Raw genomic sequence first — 12354 nt, 5'->3', positions numbered from 1 at the left:
TAGCTGCATCGCGGCTTCTCCTGATTGTGTCGGCTTCCTTGCAATGGTGATGATCGTCTCATCGCCATCGGTCACACGACAGTGACACTGATGCGCACAAGGGGACAACGTGCCTACAGCTGAACAATGCCGCGCTTATGCCGCCGAGTACAAACTACGTGCCGCTGATCCGAGGAATTCACCCCGCCGAGCGACCGTGCTGACGAACATCTCACGGAGCTGGGCAGCGCTTGGGAGCCAGCTTGAGAACCTTGCAGAGATCGCGAAGTCGGAAGGCAAGTGAGATCGCCTCCCGTCAAAGTGGGCTGGCCCGTGCGTCCTCATCCGCACTTGGCGGCTATCGCTTCGTGACCCGCTTGTTGAGTGCTTTGCGCATCGCCGTTTCGTCCGCGATGAATTTCGAGACCTGATGCTGCTCAGCCTGGGTCAGCCACCGGGTCAGCTTGTCGGCGATCATGGCCCTCTCGCTGAAGCTTGCGTCCCGAGCCGGGTGGGCCACCGTCCATGCGATTAATGCCAGCTGGCGTTTGGTCGGACGCTGGCGTGATCGCGAGCTTATATTTGTTGACCGTTCTGCGGTCATTGGTCTCCCGAGGGCGTAGACCCTTCTAGTCGCGCAGCTTTTTGCCGAATTCCTCTTACTGTTTCGGTCAAGCTGGCACGAACTGCAGCCCCCTTGGGGCGCGGCCCGTTACGATTACCCATGTGGCGGGAAGTCTCCTTCGGATCGCAGTCATTGCTGTCGGCATGCTGCCGGTGGCGCTGCTCTCTTTCGCGCTTTTTAGAATGTGATTAACGACGTTCATTGATCTGGCTCAATGGCGCAGCTGCCTATCGAGCGGCCTCCTCATGCGAGGAAGGCGCGTCATGAAATCGCCGTCGGTACTGGATTTACCAATCACTGGTCTGGGCATCAGCCGCGTTTGGTCTCGCGTTGATCGCATCGTTGACGTTGTGAAGCCGAATTGCAACCTCCGGAATAAAGCGTAAGATTCAAGTGATTTGCGAAATCGTGGAGGGCATCGTGGCAGCGCCAGACCTCGTTTTCAAAGTCGCCATTATTGGGCTGAGCGTTCTTTCAGCATCTTTCGCGTATACGCTGGTGCTGGGTCTGTAACGGCGTCCCAGAGGCCGGCCTCGCAGAGGGCAATCTTTGTCCTTCAGAACGGTAACTTTGCGGGTTGCCAAGCCTCGATGTCACGTCCATCGCCGGTCAATGCAGCGCCAAGATAGTCGGCGGCGTTGAACTGGAGGACCCAGCCGTCAGCGCTGGCGTCGACATGCTGGCAGCAGCCATAGTCGCGGTGTAGTTCAGGACGTCGCGGGCGCCGGAGGCGCGCATCTCACCGAAGGTGATCTTTTGAAGGCAGGTTCGTCACGGTTCCCGCTCGCGCTTTTCTTCGACGTCATGAGCGCCATTGGTCGAGGAGCGATAAGGTAGTCGGGAGCTCTTATGCCGATCTGCGCGTTCGTGCGACCCGGCGTTGGATGCCGCGGCGACGCTTGTGCTCTTCTAGACGACGTTGCGGGGGCGGGGGCGGCGAGGCAAACTCGCTGGCCGGCAGATTCTCGATCAGCTCGCCGAGCGTAAGATCTTTAGATACGGTCGTAGGTGGCTGCTCAACCGCCGAGAGCAAGTCCCGGCCCGCGTCCGTGATACGCCACTCGCCTGGCTCGCGCGCGATCAGCTTTTGGCCGAAGATATCGAGGTCTGGTGCCCGCGCAGCCAGAAGCTTCATGCGACCGGTCCACTCGGGTCCGCTGGTGTAGAAAAGAGCCAGGTGTTGCTTGACGACGTCAAGACTGGCCCGGCCATCGGGCTGGCCGGCGAGGATTTTGAGTATCGACATCTGAAAGCTCACGTCCGCCACCAGTACGCGACTACCAAACTATCGGACTAACGTAGCGTGTGCATCGGTCGTGTCTAGCGCCATCTTCTTTATGAACGGAGCGACCGAAACTCGGCGGGGTAAAGTAAAAGCGGGGCCTGATTGCTAGCCATTCTTAGATTTTCCGCAGAGGACTTGCCTCGGTTTTCCTTCTCTTTGTAGCTGACATTGGTCCCTTCGTTGAGGGTATTTCGCTCCGCAGTGAGGGCGTCCGCCAACAATCTGTCGAGCACCCGCCGGTCCTCGGCGTCGGCCTGGTGTGAGCCGCCGGTGATGCCGGCGCGCCTGGCCCGGCGCTGTGCGCCGACAGCCTCGATGAGGCGATCGCCTGGCTCAGAGGACACTGGCGAGGGCCTCGCGCAGCCGAGAAAAAACCCCGGCCTTGGGTTTGGGGCAGGCCGGGGCTTGGAGGTTGTTAAGGCCAGGCCTCGGGCTGAGGCTCGAACGCGCATCGACCATCGATGACCTTGCGGCGCCTTTCAATTGCCCTTATGGGCAGGCTTTCCCGCGCCATGCAAATCGCGATCTTGATCCTCAATGAGGCAGATGCTCGGCGTTATCGGCGTCTGCACCGCCTGAGTGGTCCTACCGGCTTTTTCCTAAGCGGGACCGCCGCGTTGTCGAGAGATAAAGAAAAGCCCCGGACGACGCCGGGGCTTAAGTTCGCTGGAGGAAATCAGTAACGCGCTGCGATCGGGGCGCCATAACCGCCGAAGCGGTAATTGAAGCGCAGCGTGACCATGTCCACGTCCTGCGTGATCCGGTCGTTCACAAAGGCGGCAAGTCGCGGATCAGCGACCGTGAACGAATTATTCCGGTGCCCCATGAACAAATGGTCGTATTCGACACCCACCGACCAATTCGGGGTGAAGCCATACTCGTATCCAACACCAATGACACCACCCCAGCGGGTAGCGCTTTGCGCGGCGAGCTCGGTGCCGAAGGCATTATCGATGACGCTTAGGCGGTTGTCTGTCACCGCCGCGCCGCCCTTCACGTAGAACAGTGACGCATTCCAGGCGTAGCCGATCTGGCCGGTGAAGAGGCCGATGGCACTGGTTTTGGTGCGAGTGGAGAGCGAAGCATCGATCAGGCTGACGCGCTGGTTGCTGAGATCCGCCCAATCGCCCTGAGCTTCCAAGCCAAACACCCACTGGCTGGCCTGCCAGCGATAACCGAGCTGGCCGCCGATGACGCCACCGGACCGATCGCGGCAGCCGGAAGCGACGGCTACGCCAGCCGCGTCAAGGAAATCCACGCAGTTGTGGTTCTGCGCCCAGCCACCGTTGCCGCCGATATAGAAGCCGGTCCAATCGTAAATCGGAGCCACCACCGGCGGCGGGGCCTTAGTGTACGGACGCGCCGCCAAGTCAGCCGCCGACGCCGGAGCGGACAATCCAGCGGCCATCATCCCGACCGCAGCAACCAGAATCTTTTTCATACGAGTAATCTCCCCAGAAAGCAGTTCGTTAAGGCGATAAGCCCACCCGACGAATCAACAGTAGTTCGTTCACCCCGTGGTTGCTGTAGCCGGGCTGCAACACTTGCTTCGGATCACATCTTCAAATTGTTTATGTCCGTTAAGGACTTAGCGGAACCAAAAGCCCTCTGGCGTGCATAACCCCGATTGACCCGAGACGCGCAAAATCACTCAGTGCACTGGTGGGAGCGACCGCCGCCAGCCTTCACCGCCATCCACAGGGGTTCATAGGCATTCATATATATTTTCGCGTCCGAACCGTCACCGGATCGCGACACAAATGTAGACACAACAGCCACATGGCATTGATTTACCTACATTTTTTGCGCATGAATTCTTCCCTGCGCATGAACAGATGATCGTACTCGATGCCGGCCGACCAGTTCGGTGCGAACCCATACTCCCAGCCGACACCGACGGTCCCACCCCAGCGGGTTGAGCTTGCAGCTGCCAGCTCAATTCCGGTGAGCGTGTCAAGGAAATGCTGAAGCGGTTGCTCGTCACGGCTGCGCCGCCTTTGACGTACAGCAAGGAAGCATTCCAAGAATAGCCGATCTGGCCGGTGAACAGCCCGATGCCGTCCGTTTTCGTGCGAGTCGAGAACGCGGGGTTAATCAAGCTGACACGCTGGCTGCTTAGGTCCGCCCAGTCACCTTGAGCTTCCAAGCCGAACACCCACTGGCTTGCCTGCCAACGATATCCGACCTGACCGCCAATAAGCCCGCCAGAGCGCTCGCGACAACCCAGCGAATACCACGCCGGCCGCGCCGACGAAATCCCAGCAATTGCGGCTCTGACCCCAGCCACCGTTCGCACCGATGTAGAACCCGGTCCAGTCGTAGATCGGAGCCGCCAGCGGCGGCGGGGCCTTGGTGTACGGACGTGCCGCCATGTCGGCAGTGGAAGCGGGGGCGGCGAGCCCCAAAGCAAACAACGCAACGGTACCAAGCAGAAACGTCTTCATCAGAGTTCTCCATCCCCATGGGCCTGCGATTGCCGACGCTGTCGCAAGTTGTAGCAGTAGAACTATACGACTCGTGGCAAGCGGGAACCAAACGCACTCTACCGAGCTTAGGAACTCGTTAACTTATCCGACAACGCACGTGTAGAAAATAAGACGGGCGTAGCCCGGATGACTGAGGCGGTGGGGCGTCGACGTACCTTCGGGGTCGGTACTCTTCAATCTCGATAGACCATTTGAGTGTGGCCCTCGCGACGGACGGTCGCGGAGTTTCTCGGTTGGGGCCTCGTCCGTACAAAGACTTAAGATAGGTCAAGCTATCTCAGAGCCGTCTACGTGAAGCAGCCAGACTGCACTCGGGAGTGAGACGCCGGTAGCGGTTGGCGCTCAAAAGCAAATCATTGGCTTTCTAGAACAAGCGCTCACCCGCACTGCTTGCTATGGCGCTCGCCGGTAGGAACGTTGAAGTTCCTGTCAGCGCTGGCTGCCGGCCAAGGGTTTTGTGAGCAAGGTCGTTTCCATTATGTCCCTATCACGGTCTAGCAGAATCGCAGCTTTCATCGACGGTCCTAACCTCTACGCTACAGCGAAGGCCCTCAATTTTGATCTCGACTACAAGCGGCTACTGAATGAGCTTCGCAGCCGCGGGACGTTGGCCCGAGCCTTCTACTACACAGCGATCATCGAAGATCAGGAATACACGTCCATCCGCCCGCTAGTCGATTGGCTCGATTACAACGGCTTCACCGTGATCACAAAAGCCAGCAAAGAATTCTTCGACGCCAATGGCCGCCGCAAGATCAAGGGCGACATGGCTATTGAGCTCGCGGTGCATGCGATGGAATTGGCCCAGCAAGTTGATGAGATCATTCTGTTCTCGGGAGACGGAGATTTCCGTACGTTGGTCCAGGCATTGCAGCGGAGTGGGGTGCGAGTGACGGTCGTCTCGACGGTTTCGAGCCAGCCGCCCATGATCGCAGATGAGCTGCGGCGCCAAGCAGATGTTTTCACCGATCTCTTAGAATTGCGAAATAAGATTGGCCGCGATCCGTCAATTCGTCCGAGGCCGCGATCTGCTGAACGTCCTGCGTCGGACGGGATCGCGTGAACACTACTTAAAGCCTGCATTTGGGTTGGTTCAGTTCAGTCTTGTCCCGCTTGTGTAGTGCCTGGCGCGGAGGAGAGGATTGGGAGCCGCCAGTGATGGACTACAACCGCAGGAAAACTGCAGCGTCCAAATAGCAGCGCGCAAATATTGTCTGCAACTGGGCCCCACGGAGGAAGATTGTGTTAGGCGACAATCCACCTCGCGCTGAGATCCAACTCCGAACTGGAGCCGGGTACATCGAAAAGATCATCCGTGTAGCTTCTCGATTCGTAATATGACGTCCGCCAGCGCCGAGATCCCAAGCTGCGTGGAAAGCAAGATTTGCCCTTTCAGTCACGCAAACTCTATCTGATGGAATCTTCGCTAATACGATCGTACAGGCGGACGCGCAAAGGCCATCGATTACCACGGTTTGGCCCGTGCCCTTCAACTCATCATAACGATCCAGGTAACGTTGGATCAAGCCACCTCGATCGTTGGCAATTCTCACTACCGCGTGGCTATCGCAGGCGCATGCGAGCAAAAATGCCGAAGCGAGCGACAGTGTAAGGAGTTTCATTTGCCTCTCCGACTGAGACATCGACTAGCAACGATCATGACGGCTCTTGACTGGCGCGAGAAGGACCGCTCTAGCAGCAAATCGTCGCGTCCTGCCTTCCCGATTTCCGCTCACAGTGGGAATCCCGAACGAGTTTGCCTGCGGGTCGGGAGAGAAGTTGATCTAAGTCAATAAATCGGCGAAGCGGGAAAGCGACTGACGTCTGGATCGTCGGAAGCTTCATTGCATCTGATCCAGCGCGTCCGCAAGAAAGTGGTCGAACGTTTCTATGCGGATAAGACCGAGGCGCGGGTACTCCATGTCGATGACGATGTAGAGTGCCACTGTAAGTGTCCCCGCGAATAGGAGCATGTGTAACCAGCTTCGCGCACGGCTGGCGGACATGCCAAAACCAGCGAGGAGAGAACATCCAAGACCGAGACCAAACAGCATAACGTGAACAATTTGGGGGGATGCTTTTCAGCCGCACCAGCCCGGTTCCGCGAGACCTCAAACAGGGTGTTCAGAGCTGGTAGTGTCACTCCGCATGCTGGTTGATACGCGCTCTTAGGGCAGGCCGCGAGTGCTGCATCCCACAGATGGCCCTTGTGGTTTACGAGCTGGGTTTGCTGCTCGCGGGAAAAATCCTCCATTCTGTGCCATAGCAGGAAGTCGTGCTGCATCCGGTACAGCTCTACCCGCGCGCGGACGTATTCCTTGAGCTTGTTGCGGAGGTCTCGACCGGTCTTGACCTGCCCCTGCCGATTTCCTCCAGTTGAAGTTAGAGTCCGGCCTTCTGAAGGACGGACAGATGAAGCGAGCCAGGTTTACGGAAGAGCAGATTATTGGCGTGCTGCGTGAGCATGAGGCGGGTGCGAAGGCTGCCGATTTGGCGCGGAAGCATGGCGTCTCTGAAGCGACGCTGTACAATTGGAAGGCGAAGTTCGGCGGTCTGGACGTCTCCGATGCCAAGCGGTTGCGGCAACTCGAGGACGAGAACGCCAAGCTGAAGAAGCTGCTGGCCGAGCAGATGCTGGATGCTGCAGCGCTACGCGAGCTTTTGTCAAAAAAATGGTAGGGCCCGTCGCCAAGCGCGAAGCCGTCGCGCACCTGCAGGCCGTCATGGGTCTGGCGGAGCGGCGGGCCTGCGGCATCGTCGGCGCTGACCGCAAGATGGTTCGGTACCGATCGTGCCGACCGCCGGACACCGAACTACGCGGCCACTTGCGCGAGCTTGCTAATGCCCGTCGGCGGTTCGGCTACCGCCGGCTGTTCGTGCTGCTTCGCCAGCAGGGCGAGCCGTCCGGGCGGAACCGGATCTACCGTCTGTATCGAGAGGAAGGCCTCAGCGTGCGCAAGCGCCGGGCCCGCCGCCGCGCCGTGGGCACCCGAGCGCCGATACTGGTCGAGGCTCGGCCGAACGCCCGGTGGTCGCTGGATTTTGTCCACGACCAGTTCGCCAGCGGCCGTCGCTTCCGGGTCCTGAATATCGTCGATGACGTGACCCGGGAATGTCTGGCGGCCATCCCCGACACCTCGATCCAGGGGCGGCGGGTGGCACGCGAACTGACGGCGCTGATCAATCAGCGCGGCAAGCCGGGCATGATCGTCTCCGACAACGGCACCGAGTTCACCTGCAATGCCATGCTGGCCTGGTCGGAGGAGAACAAGATCGACTGGCACTTCATTGCGCCGGGCAAGCCGATGCAGAACGGCTTCTGTGAAAGCTTCAACGGCCGGATGCGGGACGAGCTTCTCAACGAAACCTTGTTCTTCGGCCTCGATCACGCCCGCGCCAAGATTGCGGATTGGGTCGGCGACTACAACGGCCAACGCCCGCATTCCTCGCTCGGCTATCTGACCCCTGCGGCCTATGCCGCCTACCTCACCGCAACGTGCGATCGGCTGCGCAACCCCGACCAGCTCCGCCGATCGCACGTTGCTCACACCGCGCCAAACGGCGTAACATCCGCCGAGACTCTAACCGCTACTGGGTGAAACTTCAGGGGCAGGTCAGTCTCACCCTCGAACAAACCGAGCCGGTCGAAAGCGGTCGCCGCTGCAGCCGCCTCCTGGAGGACCAGTTGTCGACGGTCGTCGAACCGCTGCAAGGCACCCGAGATGGTGAATGCCAGAAGCAAGCCCATGATGCCGAAGATCGCCCCTTCGACCGTGCCAAGCCCAGCCATGCTGTCGCTGCCGACTTCGTGCTTTCGGTAGCGCAGTCCCAGAGCCGGCCGTAGTGCAATGCAAGCAGGGAAGTGACAAAGAAGATCGTAGAAATCCCGGCTGCGAAAAACAGGAAGACCATCGGCACAGAGTCCCAAGCTGCCATGATCGGCGCACTCCGGAACAACACTTGCGAGCCAAAGGTGTTTCTCAACTTACTCGCTTGTAGGCCGGAACCCGATCCTATGTGGTCGGTTACCTGCCTTTGACATGAAGCCGGTCTTCAATGCTAGCTCCACGGCAGCCGCCAGCGTGTTGAGATGTTCCGCAATCATGGCGAAAAGTTCTCGCTTCTGTGGCGATGTCGCAAGCGCGCTGATCAGCGCAGCCTCTGCTGGCAATTGTGAAGGAGCGCTTGCAACTGGATGTTTCTATTATGAAGTGCGGGGATCGCCCTATGATGGCTCGCCATAGATGTGGGCTTTGACGTCTTGAGCGGGGCAGGAGCGAGCTATGGAGTCGGCGGGACAACTGAGTGCGATACCTAGCGCGACGGGCGGTATTGCTCGGCTGGCCTGCGCGCGCGTCGCTGCCTCTGGCCAAGACACAGCTGCGCTACTGTCCAAGGCGGGATTGACGCTGAACGACTTCCGCGACCCTGCGGTCCGGCTCGAAGTGCGAACCCAGATCAAGATTCTGGAATTGGCTGCCCAAGAGTTGGAGGACGACATCTTGGGCTTCCGTCTCGCCCGGAGCTTTGATCTACGTGAGATCGGCCTTGTCTACTACGTTATGGCTTCGTCGGAGAATGTCGCCGATGCGCTTCGTGCCGCCGAACGGTACAGCCGGATCATGAATGATGGCATCCAATTGCGTTTCGAGATGGTCGGGCTTACTGCGACCCTTGCGCTCGAATATGTTGGTGTCGATCGACGGAGCGACCGGCATCAGATCGAATTCTGGCTGGTGACGCTGGTTCGGATCTGCAGGCAGGTGACCGCCGGTCGTCTGGTGCCGTCGCGGCTGCAGATGAGGCATCTGCGAGGCGGGACGCCCGCAGAGTTCCGGACGTTCTTTGGCCGTGACGTCGAGTTCGGCGCGGATGGCGATGCGATCTCCTTTCCGGTACCAGTGGCACTCCTCCCGCTAGTCGGCCGCGACGGCTATCTGCACGATTTGTTGCGACGCTATGCGGATGAAGCGCTGATACGGAAAGCGCCGCACGGTGCGACGGTCCGTTCAAGAGTCGAGAAGACGCTTACCACACTGCTGCCTCACGGTAGAGGCGTCGCGAAGGAAGTCGCGCGGCAGATGGGACTGAGTACCCGCACGTTGTCGCGCAAGCTTGGTGAAGAGAAGACGTCCTTCGCTGAAATCCTTGACCAGTTGCGGGCCGCGCTCGCCAAGCGCTATCTCGAAGAGGAGCAGCTACCCGTTTCCGAAGTTGCTTGGCTGCTTGGTTATCGCGAACTGAGTTCACTCACACACGCGTTCAAGCGATGGACGGGAATGACACCACGACAGTTCCGATCCACGCGGTCTCAACCAAGCTGAGCAAACTCATCGCTTGACGCTATGTGTGCTGCTAAACGCACAAATGCACAGGGTGACAGGCCAGAGGACTTCAACCGGCTCGTGCGGGGCTGCCCATGCCTCGACATCATGGTCGGCTATACAGATTTCGGCCATCTGTCGGCGCTAAAGGCAACGCTCTGGCTGCAGCGATAATCCACGCAAAACGCCGCGCACGCCGGCGCTGCGCATATCGCCGAAAGGTAATCGTCTGAGGCCGCATGCCGCCATTGAACCGCGCCGGGTTTGCCGGAGGCTCCAACTCCTGAGAGGATGGAGCCATGACGAGCAAGACGACGAACAAGTTCTCGCGTGAGGTCCGGGCCCGTGCGGTTCGGATGGTTCTGGATCACGCCGGCGAGCACCCTTCGCGCTGGGCGGCGGTGACATCGATTGCGGCCAAGATCGGCTGCACACCGCAGACGCTTCATGACTGGGTCAAGAAGGCCGAGATCGACAGCGGGCAGCGGACCGGCGTTCCGACTGAGATGGCCGAGAAGCTGAAGGTCCTGGAGCGGGAGAACCGGGAGCTTCGGCAGGCCAACGAGATCCTGCGCAAGGCGAGCGCTTATTTTGCGATGGCGGAGCTCGACCGCCGGTCCAAGCCATGATCGCCTTCATCGATGATCATCGTGGGGCGCATGGGGTCGAGCCGATCTGCAAGGTCTTGCCGATCGCCCCCTCCACCTACCACGCCCATGTGGCCAAGCGGCGCGATCCGGCCAAGCGGTCGGCGCGCGCCAGGCAGGATGCCGCTCTGAAGGTCGAGGTTCGTCGCGTCTTCGATCAGAACTTCTCCGTCTACGGTGTGCGCAAGGTCTGGCGCCAGCTCAAACGCGAAGGCTTCGATGAGCCCGTTGCACAGTATCGCGATTGATGCGGGATATGGGTTTGCAAGGGGTCATCCGCGGCAAATCCGTCAAGACCACGATCAGCGACAAGGCGGCGCCATGCCCGCTGGATCACGTCAACCGCTAGTTCAAGGCGCCACGGCCGAACGTCCTTTGGCTCTCCGACTTCACCTATGTCGCGACCTGGACCGGCTTCGTCTACGTCGCCTTCGTCATCGATGCCTATGCCCGCAGGATCGTCGGCTGGCGGGCCTCGCGCACGGCGCATGCAGGCTTCGTGCTCGATGCGCTGGAGCAGGCACTACATGATCGACGGTCGGTCCATCGTGGCGGGCTCGTGCACCACAGCGACAGAGGCAGCCAAGGCGGATTCAAACGATCGTCGCAACACTCGGAGGTTGGAGGTTGCGATGAACGTTGTAAGGCGCCGATCGGCGCGGTCGGGACGAGCCCCATTGCCATCGCCAGGACGGCCGTCTGTTGCAGGACGCGATGAACAGAATAGATTTTGGCTGGCGATTGCCGCGGGGCTAAGCAGCGAGGATGCTGCGCTGGAAGCCGGATTGTCACAACCTGTCGGAAGCAGATTATTCCGAAAGGCGGGCGGCATGCCACCAGCGATGTTCAGATCTTCGGCAAAGGTACTCTCCGGGCGGTACCTCTCATTGGTAGAGCGCGAGGAGATCGCACTCCTCAAGGTGCAGGGCCATTCCAGGCAAGAGATTGGACGTCGCCTGGGGCGGGCTGCTTCGACAATATCCCGTGAACTGCGACGCAACGCGGCTACCCGCGGCGGCGGGTTGGAGTATCGGGCAACAACTGCCCAATGGCATGCGAATCGATCCGCCCGCCGACCCAAGCCGACCAAGCTTGCGCTCAATGCAACCTTGCGCACTTATGTGGAGGAGAGACTTGCTGGCGGCGTCGTAGCCCCGAGCGGCGCGCTCGTTCCTGGTCCCGCCGTTCTGTGGAAGGGCCGCCGGCATGGCCCACGCAAGGATCGGCGATGGGCCAAAGCCTGGAGTCCCGAGCAGATTGCCCGACGCTTGCCGATCGACTTCCCGGACGACAAGACGATGCGCATCAGCCACGAAGCTATCTATCAAGCTCTCTTCGTTCAGGGCCGTGGGGCGCTGCGCCGCGAGCTGACGGCCTGCTTGCGAACCGGGCGTGTATTACGGATGCCCAGGGCGCGCGTACGCAGGCGAGGCAAGGGGTTTGTCTCGCCGGAGATCATGATCAGTGAGCGCCCTGCTGAAGCTGCCGATCGAGCAGTGCCGGGACATTGGGAGGGAGACCTCATCCTCGGTCTTGGCAGCTCGGCAATCGGCACGCTGGTCGAGCGCACGACGCGCTTCACGATGCTATTGCACCTTCCCCGGTTGGCGGGGCACGGCGAAGCTCCGCGCGCGAAGAACGGACCTGCGCTCGCGGGACACGGGGCCGAGGCCGTGCGCGACGCGATCACGCGCACCGTCATCACCTTGCCCGAAGAACTGCGTCGCTCGCTGACCTGGGATCAGGGAGCCGAAATGGCTCAGCACGATCGTCTCAAGATCGATGCGGGTATCCAGGTCTACTTCTGCGACCCGCAAAGCCCTTGGCAGCGCGGTACTAACGAGAACACCAACGGGTTGCTGCGACAGTACTTCCCGAAAGGCACAGACCTCAGCATCCATAGCGCCGACGAGATATCCGCTGTGGCAGCGGCCCTCAATGCCCGTCCGAGAAAGACACTAGGCTGGAAAACGCCGGCGGAGGCGCTTGACGAATTGCTGTTATGAGT

Annotated in this window: 8 protein-coding genes, 3 pseudogenes and 1 other annotated feature; of the genes and pseudogenes, 7 read left to right on the top strand and 4 right to left on the bottom strand. The window is 60.1% G+C overall.

Annotated features, from left to right (window positions below):
- Positions 1-1451: 1451 nt before the first annotated feature.
- The 3 genes and pseudogenes from ACVJ5M_RS48570 to ACVJ5M_RS48560 form a co-directional block, all read right to left on the bottom strand.
- The gene (locus tag ACVJ5M_RS48570; RefSeq protein ID WP_244623476.1) at positions 1452-1850 is read right to left on the bottom strand and encodes a hypothetical protein; all 399 of its coding nucleotides are present in this window, start codon (positions 1848-1850) and stop codon (positions 1452-1454) included.
- A gap of 715 nt (positions 1851-2565) precedes the next feature.
- A complete protein-coding gene (locus ACVJ5M_RS48565; RefSeq protein ID WP_354096853.1) occupies positions 2566-3330 on the bottom strand; it encodes an outer membrane protein in 765 nt (254 codons plus the stop codon).
- Between the two features lie 385 nt (positions 3331-3715).
- Positions 3716-4333, bottom strand: a pseudogene (locus tag ACVJ5M_RS48560) (outer membrane protein); the annotation flags it as partial.
- Positions 4334-4853: 520 nt separating this feature from the next.
- Here ACVJ5M_RS48560 and ACVJ5M_RS48555 point away from each other — a divergent pair.
- Positions 4854-5438 carry a LabA-like NYN domain-containing protein gene (locus tag ACVJ5M_RS48555; protein WP_354100697.1) on the top strand — a complete coding sequence of 195 codons (585 nt, stop codon included), beginning with the start codon at positions 4854-4856 and terminating at the stop codon, positions 5436-5438.
- A gap of 100 nt (positions 5439-5538) precedes the next feature.
- Here ACVJ5M_RS48555 and ACVJ5M_RS48550 read toward each other — a convergent pair whose 3' ends face one another.
- On the bottom strand, positions 5539-5997 hold the full coding sequence (locus tag ACVJ5M_RS48550) for a hypothetical protein (RefSeq protein WP_231145685.1): 459 nt from the start codon (positions 5995-5997) through the stop codon (positions 5539-5541).
- A gap of 790 nt (positions 5998-6787) precedes the next feature.
- On the opposite strand from ACVJ5M_RS48550, the pseudogene ACVJ5M_RS48545 reads away from it, so the two are divergent.
- From ACVJ5M_RS48545 to ACVJ5M_RS48520, 6 genes and pseudogenes are all read left to right on the top strand, one after another.
- Positions 6788-6940, top strand: a pseudogene (locus tag ACVJ5M_RS48545) (transposase); the annotation flags it as partial.
- A complete protein-coding gene (locus ACVJ5M_RS48540) occupies positions 6907-7974 on the top strand; it encodes an IS3 family transposase (protein ID WP_231142186.1) in 1068 nt (355 codons plus the stop codon). The pseudogene ACVJ5M_RS48545 and the gene ACVJ5M_RS48540, both read left to right, overlap by 34 nt.
- 86 nt (positions 7975-8060) lie before the next feature.
- Positions 8061-8219: a hypothetical protein gene (locus ACVJ5M_RS48535; RefSeq protein ID WP_456679809.1), complete on the top strand. Its 159-nt coding sequence runs from the start codon at positions 8061-8063 to the stop codon at positions 8217-8219.
- A gap of 559 nt (positions 8220-8778) precedes the next feature.
- Positions 8779-9699 (top strand): AraC family transcriptional regulator, encoded by a 921-nt coding sequence (locus ACVJ5M_RS48530; RefSeq protein WP_231145687.1) that lies wholly within the window; start codon positions 8779-8781, stop codon positions 9697-9699.
- A 299-nt stretch (positions 9700-9998) separates the two neighbouring features.
- Positions 9999-11019, top strand: a pseudogene (locus tag ACVJ5M_RS48525) (IS3 family transposase); the annotation flags it as partial.
- Positions 10283-10399: a sequence feature (AL1L pseudoknot), on the top strand. Its footprint overlaps the pseudogene before it by 117 nt.
- The gene (locus tag ACVJ5M_RS48520) at positions 10979-12352 is read left to right on the top strand and encodes an IS30 family transposase (protein WP_210168703.1); all 1374 of its coding nucleotides are present in this window, start codon (positions 10979-10981) and stop codon (positions 12350-12352) included. The pseudogene ACVJ5M_RS48525 and the gene ACVJ5M_RS48520, both read left to right, overlap by 41 nt.
- Positions 12353-12354 lie beyond the last annotated feature (2 nt).

The organism is Bradyrhizobium sp. S3.7.6 (assembly GCF_054061875.1).
This window is presented reverse-complemented; position numbering and strand designations above follow the sequence as displayed.